General features: G+C 44.0%; 12 protein-coding genes and 1 tRNA gene. 8 read left to right on the top strand and 5 right to left on the bottom strand.

The window, feature by feature from the left end; genetic code table 11:
* Positions 1-441 precede the first annotated feature (441 nt).
* From selB to FM038_RS08645, 3 genes are all read right to left on the bottom strand, one after another.
* Positions 442-2,316 (bottom strand): selenocysteine-specific translation elongation factor, encoded by a 1,875-nt coding sequence (gene selB / locus FM038_RS08655; protein ID WP_142872869.1) that lies wholly within the window; start codon positions 2,314-2,316, stop codon positions 442-444.
* A 10-nt stretch (positions 2,317-2,326) separates the two neighbouring features.
* Entirely contained in the window at positions 2,327-3,766 is a 1,440-nt protein-coding gene (selA, locus tag FM038_RS08650; protein WP_223293027.1) for an L-seryl-tRNA(Sec) selenium transferase, read from the bottom strand.
* A 120-nt stretch (positions 3,767-3,886) separates the two neighbouring features.
* Positions 3,887-3,978, bottom strand: a tRNA-Sec gene (locus FM038_RS08645).
* Between the two features lie 223 nt (positions 3,979-4,201).
* Between FM038_RS08645 and FM038_RS08640 the strand changes: the two genes are divergently transcribed.
* From FM038_RS08640 to FM038_RS08610, 7 genes are all read left to right on the top strand, one after another.
* A complete protein-coding gene (locus FM038_RS08640; protein WP_142872867.1) occupies positions 4,202-5,053 on the top strand; it encodes a putative selenate ABC transporter substrate-binding protein in 852 nt (283 codons plus the stop codon).
* Between the two features lie 506 nt (positions 5,054-5,559).
* Positions 5,560-6,486 (top strand): formate transporter FocA, encoded by a 927-nt coding sequence (gene focA / locus FM038_RS08635; RefSeq protein ID WP_142872866.1) that lies wholly within the window; start codon positions 5,560-5,562, stop codon positions 6,484-6,486.
* Positions 6,487-6,884: 398 nt separating this feature from the next.
* Positions 6,885-8,357: an ExeA family protein gene (locus FM038_RS08630; RefSeq protein WP_195873228.1), complete on the top strand. Its 1,473-nt coding sequence runs from the start codon at positions 6,885-6,887 to the stop codon at positions 8,355-8,357.
* A 163-nt stretch (positions 8,358-8,520) separates the two neighbouring features.
* Positions 8,521-9,072, top strand: coding sequence for a septation protein A (locus tag FM038_RS08625; protein WP_142872864.1), 552 nt, complete (start codon positions 8,521-8,523; stop codon positions 9,070-9,072).
* A 48-nt stretch (positions 9,073-9,120) separates the two neighbouring features.
* Complete coding sequence (locus FM038_RS08620; protein WP_142872863.1) at positions 9,121-9,420, top strand: YciI family protein; 300 nt, start codon at positions 9,121-9,123, stop codon at positions 9,418-9,420.
* A gap of 19 nt (positions 9,421-9,439) precedes the next feature.
* A complete protein-coding gene (xthA, locus tag FM038_RS08615; protein WP_142872862.1) occupies positions 9,440-10,246 on the top strand; it encodes an exodeoxyribonuclease III in 807 nt (268 codons plus the stop codon).
* A 345-nt stretch (positions 10,247-10,591) separates the two neighbouring features.
* On the top strand, positions 10,592-12,310 hold the full coding sequence (locus FM038_RS08610; protein ID WP_142872861.1) for an AMP-binding protein: 1,719 nt from the start codon (positions 10,592-10,594) through the stop codon (positions 12,308-12,310).
* On the opposite strand, the gene FM038_RS08605 is transcribed toward FM038_RS08610, so the two are convergent.
* Positions 12,307-13,407: an AraC family transcriptional regulator gene (locus FM038_RS08605; RefSeq protein WP_142872860.1), complete on the bottom strand. Its 1,101-nt coding sequence runs from the start codon at positions 13,405-13,407 to the stop codon at positions 12,307-12,309. The two genes, FM038_RS08610 and FM038_RS08605, sit on opposite strands and share 4 nt — an antisense overlap.
* A gap of 143 nt (positions 13,408-13,550) precedes the next feature.
* On the opposite strand from FM038_RS08605, the gene FM038_RS08600 reads away from it, so the two are divergent.
* A complete protein-coding gene (locus FM038_RS08600) occupies positions 13,551-15,569 on the top strand; it encodes an NADPH-dependent 2,4-dienoyl-CoA reductase (protein WP_142872859.1) in 2,019 nt (672 codons plus the stop codon).
* A 50-nt stretch (positions 15,570-15,619) separates the two neighbouring features.
* Here the strand turns inward: FM038_RS08600 and FM038_RS08595 are convergent, their stop codons facing one another.
* Positions 15,620-16,846: a hypothetical protein gene (locus tag FM038_RS08595; RefSeq protein ID WP_195873227.1), complete on the bottom strand. Its 1,227-nt coding sequence runs from the start codon at positions 16,844-16,846 to the stop codon at positions 15,620-15,622.
* Between the last annotated feature and the right edge of the window lie 28 nt (positions 16,847-16,874).

Here is a 16,874-nt window from a genome sequence, read left to right as displayed (position 1 = left end):
ATTTGAAGGCAGGTTGTTTATCTAGTGCTAATACACTACAAGGCATAAGCGAATATCTAAAATGCGTGTCGACACTTATGTCGACACAAATAAAAACTAATGACACAAGCTCCTCTAGATATAAAGACAAAAGTCGTTAGCAGCTATTTTAAAATAGAAATGTGACCGATAACTCAAAATGTAAAACAGAATACCCTCAAACAAAACAAACACACTTAAAAGGTTAAAATCAATAACTTAGATAAAACCCTGAGAGTGATAGATAAAGGAGCATCAGCTCACCGAGCTTTACTGATTATAGGAAGTGGGTAATTAAACTAGCAGGAGTAAAACCAATATAGAAAAATCAACGTTATTAAAGTGACTACACGGGTCAGTGTTTGAATAAAAACAAACTGCGAATATAAACTATTCATTCATAACTGCGATTAAAGAAATGGGCTATGAAGGCAAACTTTTTAATACGATCCTGTCATTTTCATCCCTTCTTACCCAGCCATCTCTCTCCATCTTATTGGCTAATGGAATCGCATATTTGCGGCTTAATTTTGATCTAAGCTTAATATCAGACATACTGAGCCTATCGTTCTTTTTGTGGCCGATTAAAATATCTTCAACTAAGCGGGAATATAGCGCTAAATCATAATAGATATTGTCCTCTAACTGAGTCACATACTTAAGTCGTGCGAGATTCTTCAGTCGTTTCTTAACATCAGCTTTGGCCTGCTTCTCCAGAATATACCCATCACGCTCAGAAGCGCGGATCTGACTAAGCAAAGATTGGCTCTCTTGGCAGAGATCATCTTCACTACTACCACTGCCGGCAAGCCAGCAGTTGTAACTGAGATGGATCTTATCTTGCTGTTTGAGTTGCTGGATCACCTCAGCTAATACCGTCACATTGACTCGAAGTTGGCTTGCCAGTTCAGCACTCGATAGGGCTGCTGATGGTTGATTAAGCAGCGAGAGTATCGACATTTCAATCTGCTGATACCAAGAGCGTAAAACAACAAACTCACCTAAGTTGATATACTCAAATTGCGGGGGCAAGTCTAGTTCATCATGACGAACGATATAACCTTCAAGTTCCAGCTGGATCTGAACTTGATGGGGATCTTCTATCGATTCGGGCAGTGCATTGAGTAAAGTGTAGAGGTTGCGTCTTTGCCACCGTTCAATCTCACTTAACCAGACACATCGTCCACTGGCGATAAGCTTACTGCCGCCATGTTGAATGAAAGCGATAGGTTGAGCGAAATGACAACAGACCTGGCTGTTTAGCTTGACTCGTACCAACTGGGTATGTGAGATTTTTATCAATTGCCCTACACCATGCCAACTCCCAATAGCCACCTCAACCTGACAGTTTTTCAACTTAGGCGGTAGCGTATTTAAGCGCACCACAATCTCACTGGTCCCACTGTGCATCTGTGGTTCCACCACGAGGCAATCTCCTCGGGAAAGCGCCTTATAATTTACGCCCTTTATCCCCACAGCAACTCTGGAAACTGCCGCCACTTTATCAACGCTCTGGTGATAAACCTGCAGGCTACGTACCTTCACCTTTAGCCCTTTAGGCATCAAGGTTAAATGACTACCGACAGCCAAACTACCACCCACGAGTGAGCCTGTGACTACGGTACCAATGCCTGTCACGCTAAAACTTCTATCTACATAGAGGTGTGCTTTTCTGTCTTGATAACTCAGCGCCTTAGCCCGCTGACAATCTGGATTAACACTTAACGCCTTTGAATGTGTTATTAGGCTAAGTTGCTGGCTAATCAACTGTTTGAGCTGCTCGATGTTTTCACCAGTCACAGATGATACACAGATAACTTCAGCCACCTCATCGCAGCAGTCCATTACCCGCTCAAGTAACTCCTCCTCTAAAGCAAGTAACTGCTCATCATTAACCAGATCTTTCTTTGTGATACAGATAATGATCGAACGTTCACCCATCGCTTTCGCCACTTCAAGATGTGCCTGGGTCATCGGCATCCACCCCTCGTTAGCGGCAACCACCAATACGACAAGCTCTATGCTCCAAAGTCCTGCGACCATATTGCGAATATAGCGTTCATGGCCCGGTACATCGATAACACCTATCTGCTGACCTTGGCTACCGGTAAAGTGTGCGAAGCCTAGGTTTTGTGTCATGCCACAGTCTTGTTCAAAACTACGTGCAGTCATGATCCCAGTTAAGGCATGTATCAAAGCTGTTTTGCCATGATCGACATGCCCAGCCATGGCGATCACAAACTGCTCAGGCAACTGAGGTGATAGCTCGATCGCGTCGATTTTAGATGAACGCATCATTGACACTCCTTCAAACAACTGTCCTCACTTGTTCACCTCTGCAATGGCCATCAATAAAGCCCTCTTTTAAATAGAGGTAGTCCTCTAATTGCAGGATAAGTAACTCAAAATCGCTATCTGTCACGCTGGCAAGGTTTAAGATAAATTTGTCCCTCTGAATCACGCCAATAATTGGTGTGCTTGCCAGTCTCAATTCACGACTTAACTTGAGCGGATCACCCGCTAAAATAACGCCCCAACAGTCATAATCTATATCTGGCAAGGTACCTCCCCCCACCACCGCCTTTAGTGGGCAGATCTCAATGTGATTTGGAAACAGTTGAGTTAACCTGTCGGCCTTGTTTAATGTGCTTGATAGTTGCGCAACCTGCCGCTCAGAGATCCCCCTGCCGCTCTCCTGCTCATTGAGCTTACGAACAAGTAACTCTTCGATAAGTGACAGTACGACCCTACCGGGTCTAAATGCTCGCATCATAGGATTTTTTTCTAAACGCTGAACCAGAGATGCATCCCCGCAGATGATGCCAGCTTGTGGTCCGCCTAAAATTTTATCGCCGGAGAAACAGACGAGATCGGCGCCAGAAGCGATATACTTAATCACGGACTTCTCTTCAGGGAAATGGGGCTCATTGGTAACGCCAGAGCCTTGATCAACAGCTAAGATCACCTCTTTAGGCAAGCGACGGCTAAGCTCCTTAATATCCGCAGACTCAGTAAAACCACGAATGACAAAGTTAGACTGATGCACAATCAACACCATCGCGGTGTTGTCAGTGATCGCCTCAATATAATCATCTGCGGTGGTAATATTGGTCGTCCCCACCTCAACCAACTTTGCACCAGAGAGCGCTAAAATATCGGGAATACGAAACCCACCACCAATCTGTATCTGCTCCCCGCGAGAGACAATAACCTCCTTGCCTTTAGCAAGTGCATGTAGCAATAGGTAGATGGAGCAAGCATTGTTATTAACAAGTAGCCCAGCCTCAGCGCCTGTTAATGCACAAAGTAGCGTATCAAGTAAGCCCTTTCTTTGACCACGTTTGCCATCCTCAAGTTTCAACTCAAGATTGTTATAGCCTGTATTGACTGCTTTTACGGCATCCCATAGCGCAGGGTCTATGGGGGATCGTCCTAAGTTTGTATGAATAATGGTACCAGTCGCATTGATCACAGCGGTTTGGCGCTGAAGTAAGACGCCATGTAATCTTGAGCTTAACGCTTGGGTGATATCGAGCCCATCTACTCCCGCATGCTTAAAAGACTCAGATTGACGAATTTGTGTAAAGTAATCGCGGATCACCATAGTGACAACCGGACGACTCAGACTTTTGATAAAAGGGGATAAAAAATCTTGTTGAAGCAATTGCTCAACTTGAGGAAGGCGATAGTTAGCTTCTGGATGAGCTTTAGGATTAGATTTTTGACTCACTTTTTGATTAGCGTTCACATGCACTCCTTAAAACGATTTCGAAGTTCATGCACAGTCAAAAAACAGTAAACATGTATAAACAGCAAAATAACTGCAAATTCATGCTCAAACTGCCACAATCACTATTTAACTAGAATTTGGCGGAAGAGGCAGGAATCGAACCTGCCAAAGTCTATTAGACTCACATCGGTTTTGAAGACCGAGAAGGCCACCAGACCTCATCTACTTCCTGAATACGAAATAAGTATATCCAATTAACGAAATAAAAGTTTGAACTAGATCTCAATATATAACAACCATTCTAAAAACACATTAAAATGATAGCCACACAATAAATCATCGACGTTGTTAATAGATATATTACAATCGCAAGTAATGTGAGCAATGTCATTTCATTTTACATAAAACAACACTAAATTATTTACCACATAATAATGAGTCATTGGATATGCTATGAAGAAATCATTTGTTCCTGCTATTGGATTATTACTATTCTCACAATCATTGATGGCGACAAGTTTTACATTTACCGCGATTCCAGACGAAGATGAAAGTCAGCTTAGAACTCGATTTGAAAAGGTTGCTCTATATCTTGAACAGGAGTTAGGTGTCGATGTTAACTATGTGCCAGTAAAGTCATACTCCGCCGCAATAACAGCTTTTAGGAATAACCAGGTTCAATTAGCCTGGTTTGGCGGTTTATCAGGTGTCCAAGCAAGACGCTTAATCCCTGGATCACAAGCAATCGCTCAAGGGTATGAGGATCAATTTTTTAAGAGCTATATCATTGCTCACACGAGTACAGGCTTACAAAGTGCTGAGCAGTTTCCTGATATCGATGATCTCACATTCACTTTTGGCTCAAAAGGCTCAACCTCTGGGCGATTAATGCCACAATACTTTATTGAGCAGCATCTAAATAAAAAACCTCAAGAGGCGTTTAAACGGGTTGGTTTTTCAGGTGACCACAGTAGAACCATAGCTCAGGTTCAAGCAGGTGCATACCAAGTCGGCGCAGTAAACTATAAGGTTTGGGATAGCACATTGGCTGCAGGAAAAATAGATCAAACTAAGGTCAGAGTGATATGGGAAAGCCCCTCATATCCCGACTACCAGTGGACTATTCGTGCTGGTGTCGAAGATCAATTTGGAGAAGGTTTTATCAAAAAAGTGAAACAGGCTCTGCTCAATATGGATGATCCTGAACTGCTGGCAAGCTTTCCACGATCTAGTTTTATTGAAGCCGAGAATAGTGACTATCAACCGGTTGAGGATGTTGCCAAGCAGATAGGGTTAATTGATTAACCGGTTATAATACCAATCGGTCTAACACCAGTAAGCAGGCCACTTTAACGTGTGTCTTACCCTTCGACTGGCGACTATTCATTAGTCGCTTTTTTATATTTGAACCATCTCCCCCCCCATTGACTAATACCAATAGGTATAAGCCCCCTGCAAGATTTCAGCAAGCTTATGCCGACAAAATACCTCAATGGTTAGTAAGAATAGTTGGATGTCATCAGCGACGAAATGAAGTCGACATAAGTGTCGACATCGTTAGCGATTAAATTTACCCCATCAAAAACAAAACTTAAATACCCTTATTTAACAACAGTTAACACAAACACAACGAGACTGGCATCGGTATTGCTATCTAGAGTCTGTATGAAAGATAAAACCCGAGTACTTGCTTAGTATAGTTGGCAACTTTGATGCTGATTGGTGAGTCATTGGGAAACAAAGACCACGAAACCTGAAGTTCAAATAGGTAAATAATCAAACCATAAAAGCAACCTAAAGGAGGGTGCAATATGGATAACAACAATCCGTTCGATGCGTTACTGCCGGGCGACATGACCAAAAAAGCCGAAGATGTGGGTGTCGGTAAAGCGACTAAAAGCCCGATACAGGCCTTCTTCTTGGCCATGTCTGCCGGGGTGTTTATCTCTATCGCATTTGTCTTCTACATCACAGTAACCACGGGGGCTGGAGATGCACCCTGGGGAATGACAAAGTTTCTCGGTGGTATCGCATTTAGCTTAGGGTTAATACTGGTCGTCGTATGTGGCGGAGAGTTATTTACCTCAACAGTACTGACAGTTGTAGCCAGAGCCAGTAATCGTATTACCAATATACAGATGGCAAGAAACTGGACCACGGTCTATATTGGCAACTTCGCGGGCGCAATGTTCTTTGTCGGTATCATCTACTTGGCTGGACTCTATATGGGTAACAGCGGTGAGTGGGGCATCAATGCGATGAAAGTTGCCCAGCACAAGATCCATCACACCTTCCTGCAAGCTGTTATATTAGGTCTTTTGTGTAACCTTCTCGTCTGTCTCGCAGTATGGATGACCTTCTCCTGTCGCAGTAACACGGACAAAGTGATGGTAATGCTCTTACCTGTCTCGATGTTTGTTGCTTGCGGCTTTGAACACAGCATCGCTAATATGTTTATGATCCCAACTGGCATTGTGATTCAAAACTTTGCCACTGCTGAATTCTGGGAGATGACGGGTCATACAGCAAATGAATTTGCAGATCTAAATATATATAACTTTATTTTTAATAACCTAATTCCAGTCACCATAGGTAATATTATTGGTGGAGGAGCATTTGTAGGCCTTGCTTATTGGCTTATACATAGAAGACCAATATTAAATGCAAATACAGAACACAAGACAACATCGAAGGCAAAAAACCAGAAAGGAGTAAAAGTAAAATATAGTGCAAAATAAATAATAGACTACTTCATACAAAATAACGCTATTAACCTGCAAGTAATAGCGTTATATCCACTTATATAAAATATATGATACCCATTATAAAAAGCAGTAAATATCAATACGAAACAACAAACCACCCAGCTTAAAGGTTTTAAGTAAACTGTAATGCATTCAGCAAATAAAACATAGTTAACCGTAAAAAATAGCCACAAGAACAAGAAAAACACCTTAACACACTAAAATACTCAGTTACCCCACATCATAGGCACTGATAAGTCGAACTTAAACACAACAAGTAACTTTAACCGCTTACAAATGAGTTAATGAATACTCTATACCTTATGTCCTACTTGCTTAATCTGATATCGACTCTTATGCTTTAATCTCACTTAAAGGGGTTGATTGTACTTATGTTTAATGCGTTTTATCAGTTAGATGAACACCCTTTTACAGCAGAGATTGCCCACAAGTGGCTTTACTTAGGTGAGAGTCATAGGGAGGCGCTTGCACACCTGAGCTATGGTATTGAACAAACTGGTGGCTTTTTATTACTCACAGGTGCAGAAGGCAGTGGTAAAACTTCTGTGTTAACTACCTTTTTAAAGCAGCTACCTGAAAATACCGATGTTGCCGTTATTCGAAACCCTGCAGTCAGTGAGACAGAACTACTGGCTAACCTATGTGATGAGTTATCCGTATCTTATGCTGAAAAAAGTTTAAAACATTTAATCGATCGATTAAGTGAGTACCTATTAGTTAATCACCAAAAAGAACGTCATACCTTAGTGGTCATAGACGACGCACAGCATTTGAGTGAAAAAGTACTCGAACAGCTAAGATTACTCACCAACTTAGAAACAGACACCACCAAATTACTGCAAATTATCTTGATCGGACGTCCTGAGTTGCAACAACACCTCAATCAAAATGCCCTTAGACAGATTGCTCAACGCATCACAATGAGATTTAAACTTGCGCCTCTTAATTTAACTGACACGCGTGAGCTTATAGAAAACAGACTCAGGGCTTCTGGCCACCATGAACCACTTTTCAACAAAACCGCAATAAAGCTTATCTATCAATACAGCGGTGGAAACCCAGGGAAAGTGAATCAAATATGTGGGCGTGCACTGATGATAGGCTATGGCCAGTCTAGTAGACAGATTGATGCTAAGATTGCTCATCTTGCTATAAAAGACGCACTAGGGATTGAAACCAGACAAGTTAAATACAGCAATCTCTACCTTGTTGTGGCTTCAATTTCGCTCGTTTCTTTATTCGCTTTTGCCCTCTTTATGATGATCACTCCTCAGAAAAATCTGAGAAGTGTAGAAAATGGAGAAACAAAAAGTACCAGAAAACCGCCAATTCACGCTCCCATAGAAAAGATAAATAGTGAGCGAATAAGAGAGCCCAGCAATAATAGACTGGTTCAAAGTGACCATTCAGATAGTTCAATTGCGCTTCCAGAGCCAAGCCAAGCAGTTGAAGCTAAGTTATTGGTAAATAACTTACTGCTAACGACTCCCTCAGAGTCATTAGACACTAAGCAAGCCAATTTCCCCGTAAAAATAGCTGATACCTTAGATCTGATCCAAGTGGTGAATATCCCCCCTCAAGCAGATAAACCTCTACAGAAGTGGTATGTCGTGCAGGTGTATGCAGGTCAAAATCAGCCTAAAAATTTAGAACGATTCTCTTGCGGTGACTATAAATTGGTCATACGTCACCATACAAACAGCATTTTTATCACCTCGCCGAACTTGACGTTAGCTGAGGCCAAAACGTTTAAACAAACAATAAACAGCAGGTGTCAGCTCGACTCGTGGGTAAAGCCACTACCAACATCTTGGCGAGACCCGCTTACGGCAAGAAGTAATTAATCACTCCCCCCAGCAGAAAGTCATCGTTAATTCAGACTTATTTCATAGTCAGTAATTATGCTTAACAACTGCAGTGGCGCTACTGCTATTGCCATTTGTTAAAGCCGACGCCCGTGTTACACTCGGGCACACTTTTTTGAACTCCAATTTAGAACATATTCCTATGAAACAACTGCTCGATTTTCTGCCTTTAGTTATCTTTTTTGCCGTCTATAAACTCTTCGATATTTATGTCGCCAGTGGTGCGCTTATTGCCGCAACAGCCTTGCAGTTAATCGTCACCTATGCGCTCTATAAAAAGATTGAGAAAATGCACCTTGTGACTTTTGTTATGGTGACATTTTTTGGCACATTAACCTTAGTGTTTCATGATGATGCTTTCATCAAATGGAAGGTGACCGTTGTTTATGCCTTATTCGCCATCGCACTGGCTGTGAGTCAATTTATCAACAAGCCAATTCTCAAGAGCATGTTAGGTAAAGAGCTCGTGGTTGAAGACCGGATCTGGGCCCATGTCACTTGGTACTGGGTGACCTTCTTTATTGCCTGTGCTCTGGTTAATATCTATGTGGCTTTTAGCTTGTCTCAAGAAACTTGGGTCAATTTTAAAGTATTCGGCTTAACCGCCCTGACCCTGCTCAATACGGTTGTCACTGTGATTTACTTGTTTAAACACATGCCGGAAGAACAAAAAAATGAGCTCACTAAAAAGTAGATAAATCTTCAATCAGTGGATAAATACTGATAAAAAGGAATGCTAACGATGTGGTATATGATCTCCTCTCAAGATGTTGAGAACAGTTTAGATAAGCGCCTTGCAGCCCGTCCAGAGCACTTGGCACGCCTGCAGCAGTTAGCCGAGAATGGCCGTCTGCTAGTGGCAGGTCCTCACCCAGCTATCGATAATGAAAATCCAGGCGAGGCAGGCTTTACAGGCTCACTGGTCGTTGCTGATTTCCCATCGCTAGAAGATGCTCAAGCTTGGGCCGATGTAGACCCTTACATTGCTGCTGGCGTGTATGAAAAAGTGATCGTTAAGCCATTTAAGCGCGTACTGCCATAATGAGAGTGAGTAACATTAGATGAAAATAGTTTCTTTTAATATCAATGGTATTCGCGCCAGACTGCATCAACTGCAAGCACTGATCGACACTCACCAACCTGATGTGATCGGCCTACAGGAAACCAAGGCTCACGATGAAGTGTTCCCGGTTGCCGATGTTGAAGCCATGGGTTACAAGGTGTATTACCATGGTGGTAAGGCCCACTATGGGGTTGCTATGATGTCTAAACTTGAGCCAGTGAAAGTACAAAAAGGCTTTCCCACTGACGAAGATGATGCCCAACGCCGCATGATTATGGGGACTTTTGAGCAGGAAAATGGCCGTCCGTTAACGGTACTGAATGGTTACTTCCCTCAAGGCGATAATATTTCCCATGAGACTAAGTACCCAGCAAAGCGTAAGTTCTATAAAGATCTGATGACCTATCTCAATGAGAACCACAGCCCAGATGAAGATTTAGCTGTGATCGGTGATATTAATATCTCACCGGTGGATCTCGACATCGGCATCGGCGCGCCGAACGCTAAACGTTGGCTAAAAACCGGTAAGTGTAGTTTCCAGCCCGAAGAACGGGAATGGCTAAAAACTCTGATGGATTGGGGATTAGTGGATACCTTCCGTGAGCTGCACCCAGAGCGAACAGAGCGGTACTCTTGGTTCGATTATCGCAGTAAAGGTTTTGTGGATAATCGCGGCCTACGCATCGATGTGGTCTTGGCTACAAAGTCACTCAACGAACGCTTGGTAGAGTCAGATGTGGACTACGAGCTTCGCGCTATTGAAAAGCCATCTGATCATGCACCTATCTGGAGCTCGTTTAAATAACGGATCCAGATAACACTGAACAAGTTAACTTATTTTGATACTGGCCCATTGCAGCTCACCGCTACAGTGGGCTTTTTATGCTCCCTCTTTCTTTACTAGCACCTAGCACCTAGCACCTAGCACCTAGCACCTTCAGCAATATAGAGCTTTTACTCTTCAACTGGCCAACCTTGTCTTGTAAGGATACTAATTTGTCATCTTTAGTCATTAGGCTTAACTTACCATTTTTTAAAAAGTAGGTAATAGTCAATAGAGCAATTTATAAACGCTAATAAAACTAAAAATACGCGGACTGTTGACTAGTATCACTAATAGGCAGGAACGCGAACAAGCATTGAGGCAAGTATGGAAGCATCGTTTTGGAATGGTAAACGCGCCCCGGGGATCTCTGATTCTATCGATTTAACAGCATACAGCTCCGCAGTAGAAGCGATAGAAGAAGCTTTTATCAAATACCCTGACAGACCAGCATTTACCAGTCTCGGTCACACCCTGAGTTATAAAGAGATAGATCAATATAGCGCGGCCTTTGCTCACTATTTGCAAAATCACACCGCACTCGTTCCAGGTGATGCCATTGCCATTCAGATGCTCAATACCCTGCAGTACCCTATTGCTGTTTTCGGAGCCATGCGAGCCGGATTACGTATCGTCAATACCAATCCTTTGTACACCGAACGTGAGATGATCCATCAGTTTAATGACTCTGGTGCAAAAGCTCTCTTGTGCATGGATATTTTCGCCAAATCGGTTGAAAATATACAAGGTGATACCAATCTAGAGCTGATCATCACCACCTCGCTTGCCGATATGGTCCCTGGTGTAAAGCGTCTGATCATCAACTCTACCGTTAAACATATTAAGAAGATGGTGCCTAAATACCATCTGCCCCAAGCTGAGTCATTTCGAAAGCTACTCAAGCAGAGTTTCGGTAAAGGCTTTAAACCAGCACATCTGAGCCAACCTGAAGATACCATTGTCTTGCAATACACTGGAGGGACTACTGGCGTCGCTAAAAGTGCAGAGCTCACCAACGCCAATATCATCGCTAACATGTTACAGGCAGGCTCCGTAGTGCGTCAGCACGATGAACATGGCGAGCCTATGATGAAAGGCAAGCAATCTATCATGGTCGCGCCGCTGCCTCTTTATCATATCTATTCGTTTACTGTTCACTTGATGGCCTTTTTCAGACTCGGTGAGCACAGCGTGCTGATTGCGAATCCAAGGGATACTGAGACCTTTATCAAGGCGATGAAGCCCTTTAAGATCACTGGCCTTATGGGGCTTAACACATTGTTTGTATCACTGATGGAGAGTGACAACTTCAAACAACTCGACTTTAGTGAGATGAAATTTACCCTCTCAGGTGGCACGGCCTTGATGGATGACACAGCTAACCGCTGGAAAGCGATCACAGGGGTGGGGATATCTGAAGCCTATGGTCTTACAGAGTGTTCACCCGCCGTCTGTATGAACCCAATTAATGGGTTAGAGCGAGTCGGCACTGTGGGGCAAGCTCTTCAGCATACCGCCCTTAAGTGCATCGATGCGCTCGGTGATGAAGTCCCTGTGGGTCAGCGCGGCGAGCTGTGCGTAAAAGGCCCACAAGTCATGAAAGGCTATTGGAATCGTCCCAAAGCCACCCGAGAATCTTTCACTCAAGACGGTGACTGGTTACTCACGGGAGATGTGGCCATTATTGACGAAGATGGCTATGTCAGCATTGTTGATAGAGTCAAAGATATGATTATCGTCTCTGGCTTTAATGTCTTTCCTAACGAGATTGAAGCTGTGGTGTCTGAGCATCCGGATATCACCAACTGCGCAGCAATTGGCATACCCGATAGCAAAACCGGTGAAGCGGTGAAACTCTATATCGTCACTCATAACAATATCACCCTGACTGCTGAGGAGATCAGGGCATTTTGCAAAGACAAGCTGACTAATTATAAAATTCCACGCCAGTTTGAATTTCGTAAAGAACTGCCTATGTCTCCAGTCGGTAAAATTTTACGCCGTAAACTTAAGGAAGATAGCACTGGGGAACAAAAAATCGCCTAATGTCCTTCCTCATTGGCTCTCTTCTGTGATCTTGATGTTCTGAAGCGCCCCGGCGCTTCTCCGGTCCAACGTTTAAAGGCTCGCTGAAATGCAGTAGGTGAGCCAAAACCTAACAAGTAAGCAATTTCACCTAAGGTTAACGCCGTGTCGCGTACATAGCTGATAGACAGGGTTCTTCGAGTGTCGTTGAGGGTTTGTTGGAAACTGCCGCCCTCCTCGACTAATTTACGCCTGACCGTCCAGGGCGCCATATTCAACTGCTCTGAGACTTGCTCCAGTGTTGGCGTACTGCCATCGAGCAAGGGACCAATCACTCGGCTGACTTTTTCATGAAAACTCAGTCCCAATCGCACTTTTTCCAGCTCTTGATCGGCGCCTCTTCTAAGGTGCACAAACGTCGACGCACTACGATTAATACAAGGCCAAGCTAATGCTTCGGCTTTGATCACCAAATAGTTACTCGTTTGTTCAAACAGGACTGGGCAATGAAAAAGTTCATGGTATTTATCACTATAATCGGGGGCTGGAAATTCGAAGCAGACCTTCTCTATCACATCCGTCCGTCCACTCAGTGATTCTATGACCTTTTGCCAACCCGATAAGACAGAGTCCACCACGAATAAGTTATAGTCATTATAGGGATTGATGGAGTAAAACATCAGTACCGCTTGATCTTGTTCGATTCCATACTCTCGACTCAATTCAAGGTATTTGTCTTGCTCCATACCAAAGGCTCGATTGACAAAAAAACGCGACTGCCCTCTGGAGTTATATTTATTCAATCGCTCATAGGTCGCGATTTGTTCGCAGGCTTGCTTAATGTTTTGCGCTGAAAGCGCAAGTAAACCGGCGATACCAAGGTTAGTTGGACAGGTAACCTCCCCCATCATCAAGCCCAGCCATGGGCAATCGCTTTGCTTGATGCAGTCATAGCCCAGACGCATAAACTTTGGAATACTCACCCGAGCATCGGGAGAGGATAAAGAGGCAGAGTTTATGGAGTATTTATCGAGAAGAGGGGTAATATCCTCATCAAGTTGTACCATTGCCTTACTCATTATCTCTATATAAGAGACAGAGATATCACCAAGTTTCATGTTATTCCACCATGGTTATAGAGATAAATATTCAAACAAGCTAAATACAGTCATCAATTTGTAACCTTTAGTCATTGGCCAATCCTAACATTCGCTCTATCTTTAACCAATAAAAATAATACTAATATAACTAGGAAGAGATTATGAGCAATGCATATCCACACCTGATGGCGCCGTTAGACTTGGGCTTTCGTACACTAAAAAATCGTAGCTTGATGGGCTCGATGCACACTAACTTAGAAGAAGCGCCAGGCGGCTTCGAGCGAATGGCAGCCTACTATGCCGCACGTGCTGCTGGCGGCATTGGCATGATAGTCACCGGCGGTTTTGCCCCAAATATAGAAGGTGGTGGCATGCCTAACGCCACCATGATCGCCACAGATGAAGATATCCAGAAACATAAGCTCATTACTCAAGCCGTACATAAAGAAGATGGCGTGATCTGCTTACAGATCTTACATACAGGCCGTTATGCCTATCATCCTAAATTAGTGAGCTGCTCGCCACTTCAAGCCCCCATCAATCAATTTGTGCCAAAAGAGTTAGATGAAGCTGGCATTGAAAAACAGATCCAGGATTTCGTCAACTGTGCCCTCAACTCACAGAAAGCTGGTTACGATGGTGTCGAGATCATGGGCTCAGAAGGCTACTTCATCAACCAGTTTATCTGTAAACGCACCAACCACAGAACCGATCGCTGGGGTGGCAGTTATGAGAACCGTACTCGACTGGCTCTTGAGATCGTTCGTCGTACCCGAGAAGCCGTGGGTAAAGAATTTATCATCATCTTCAGACTCTCAATGTTGGACTTGGTCGAAGGTGGCAGTACTTGGCAAGAAGTTGTCGAACTGGCAAAAGGGGTAGAAAACGTCGGCGCGACAATTATCAACACAGGTATCGGTTGGCATGAAGCACGCGTCCCCACCATTGCTACCAGCGTACCTAGGGGCGCATTTGTCGAAATCACTAAGCGCATGAAGCAAGAGGTCAATATTCCACTTTGTACCACTAACCGCATCAATACCCCTGAAGTGGCCGAAGATATTCTTGCTACAGGCAATGCCGATATCATCTCCATGGCGCGGCCTATGCTTGCAGACCCGGATTTTATGCTCAAAGCCAAGGCGGGTAAATCTGATGAAATCAACACCTGTATCGGCTGTAATCAAGCCTGTTTAGATCATATATTTCAGATGAAACTCGTGAGCTGCTTGGTTAACCCACAAGCTTGTCACGAAACTAAATTGCTGATTGAGCCAACGACAGAGCCAAAAGAGATAGCTGTGGTCGGTGCAGGCCCAGCTGGGCTTGCCGCCGCAACAACCGCCGCTAGACGCGGCCATAATGTGACCTTATTTGAGGCTGATAATCAAATTGGTGGACAGTTTAATATTGCCAAACAGGTGCCGGGTAAAGAGGAGTTTAGCGAGACATTAAGGTACTTCAAGAAACAGCTCGAACTAACTGGCGTCAATGTAAAACTCAACACCAGAGCCAGCGAAGCAGATTTGATTGGCTTCAATGAAGTATTACTCGCAACCGGCATTGTGCCTCGCCAGTTAGACATTCCAGGTATAGAGCACAGCAAGGTGCTTAACTACTTAGATGTGTTACGGGATAAAAAACCTGTTGGAAAACGTGTCGCTATCATCGGCGCAGGCGGAATAGGTTTCGATGTAGGTGAATACCTATCTCATCAAGGCCCTTCCACCAGCTTAGATAAAGATGCTTATATGAAAGAGTGGGGAGTGGACCTTAGCGGCTCAACCCCTGGTGGCCTAATAGAACCGAACCCAGAGCCATCACCGCGAGAGATCTTCCTGTTACAGCGTAAAACCTCGAAAGTGGGTGCAGGCCTTGGAAAAAGTACCGGCTGGATCCACCGTACGGTACTGAAAAATAAAGGCGTGAAGATGCTTAAAGGTGTGCAGTACACCAAGATTGACAATGAAGGTCTGCATATATCCATCGAGGGTCAACAGCAACTGCTGGAAGTGGATAACATTATCATCTGTGCTGGACAAGATTCACATAGAGCGCTGCAAAATAAGTTAGAAGCCAACCAGGTTAAGGTGACGCTGATCGGCGGCGCCGATATCGCCTCAGAGCTGGATGCGAAACGAGCCATTAAGCAAGGTACTGAGGTCGCTGCAGCGTTATAATTTGAAGAAACTAGATCCTAGGGCCTAGTTCCTAGGAACTAGCACCTTCTCTAAAAATAATAACGACTCGCCAATTGCCACTGTTGCTCGACTAAGTCTTCAGGAAAGCCTTGTTCAGCCCGTGCAGGGCGTAGTGAGTCGATACGATTATATTCAGCTTGCACAAACCAGCCTTTTTTCAATTGATAACTGTAAGAGACTGTCATTGCCTGTCCCTCTTCACTGTTATCATCATCAAATGTTAGGTCATTGTCAGTCACACTAAAGTCTTCGAATCGCGCGGAAAGTCGATGTTTCTGCCATCGGTGACTTAATAGGATAAAAGCTGAGTCATAGCCATTATCGACGATGTTCCTGCCGTCTGGCGATTTCATCAAGGTATCCCCCTTCATATATTGAGCGATCAGTTCAATATTATAGGGAAGGCGCCATTTAGTGCCAATGTGCACAAACTGAGTCAACCAGGCATATTGCCCCTCAATAACAACTCGGGTATCGGCGTCATTATCATAGTATCCCACTTCAAGACGACCCAGCCCTTGCATACGCCACTGGGTTTTAACATGATAGCCGATGCGATCATCTAGCTCTAAGAAAGGGTCAGACTCTTTGGCCTGACTGCCGAGCTCACCACCGTCTAGACTAGGAAGGTCACTTAAGGGCAGTGTCTCTTGCCACAGTGTTTGACGTGAGCTGCTGGTCCAGCCGTGCCAGGCTAACATGGCCCCTGTCGTATCATTATTTTTAAAGAACTCGCCAGAGAGTGTGAAGTCATGGCGAGAGTCATGAAACTTACCCAAGTAATCCACACTGATTTGTGCACCAATATGGCGAACCTCTTCACCTAGCCAACTGTTAATTCCTGAGTAAGTTAACGTATAAGGAGAGGACCAGGCGGTAGCAATATTTTCCATGGAGATTTCAGGATATATGATCCCTAACTTTCCACCCAGTCGTAAACCATTGTCCCAAGGAAGCCCCTTGTATTTGAGGTAGGCCTCAGTAATGCCGATATTATCCTCTACACCATCCCAGTACGCATTGGCGACCACATGCGCCGACAAAGGATTATCCCAATCCACAGTGTAACTCACACCAGCTTGTGCTAGAGAAACTTGTCCATCAGGGTTGAATCTAAACTTACCCAGTCCACCATCGACATAAGAGGTAATTCCATTTGTGTAACTGGCCCTAACATCGATAATACCTGCAAGCTTATGCTCTGCAGCCAATATCAATGGCGAGTATAAACCAAGTATCCATACCCAATATTTCATCCTTGCTCCTATTCTGATCTCTACTTTT

Source organism: Shewanella eurypsychrophilus, from assembly GCF_007004545.3.
In the GTDB taxonomy this organism is placed as follows: domain Bacteria; phylum Pseudomonadota; class Gammaproteobacteria; order Enterobacterales; family Shewanellaceae; genus Shewanella; species Shewanella eurypsychrophilus.
Note: the sequence above shows the minus strand (reverse complement) of the source record. Positions and strands in the feature narration are given on the sequence as shown.

Bases quoted from the DNA above. Each gene is read 5' to 3' on its own strand.
- selB (WP_142872869.1), bottom strand. From the start codon at position 2,316: ATGATGCGTTCATCTAAAATCGACGCGATCGAGCTATCACCTCAGTTG.
- FM038_RS08640 (WP_142872867.1), top strand. From the start codon at position 4,202: ATGAAGAAATCATTTGTTCCTGCTATTGGATTATTACTATTCTCACAA.
- focA (WP_142872866.1), top strand. From the start codon at position 5,560: ATGGATAACAACAATCCGTTCGATGCGTTACTGCCGGGCGACATGACC.
- FM038_RS08630 (WP_195873228.1), top strand. From the start codon at position 6,885: ATGTTTAATGCGTTTTATCAGTTAGATGAACACCCTTTTACAGCAGAG.
- FM038_RS08625 (WP_142872864.1), top strand. From the start codon at position 8,521: ATGAAACAACTGCTCGATTTTCTGCCTTTAGTTATCTTTTTTGCCGTC.
- FM038_RS08620 (WP_142872863.1), top strand. From the start codon at position 9,121: ATGTGGTATATGATCTCCTCTCAAGATGTTGAGAACAGTTTAGATAAG.
- xthA (WP_142872862.1), top strand. From the start codon at position 9,440: ATGAAAATAGTTTCTTTTAATATCAATGGTATTCGCGCCAGACTGCAT.
- FM038_RS08610 (WP_142872861.1), top strand. From the start codon at position 10,592: ATGGAAGCATCGTTTTGGAATGGTAAACGCGCCCCGGGGATCTCTGAT.
- FM038_RS08605 (WP_142872860.1), bottom strand. From the start codon at position 13,407: ATGAAACTTGGTGATATCTCTGTCTCTTATATAGAGATAATGAGTAAG.
- FM038_RS08600 (WP_142872859.1), top strand. From the start codon at position 13,551: ATGAGCAATGCATATCCACACCTGATGGCGCCGTTAGACTTGGGCTTT.
- FM038_RS08595 (WP_195873227.1), bottom strand. From the start codon at position 16,846: ATGAAATATTGGGTATGGATACTTGGTTTATACTCGCCATTGATATTG.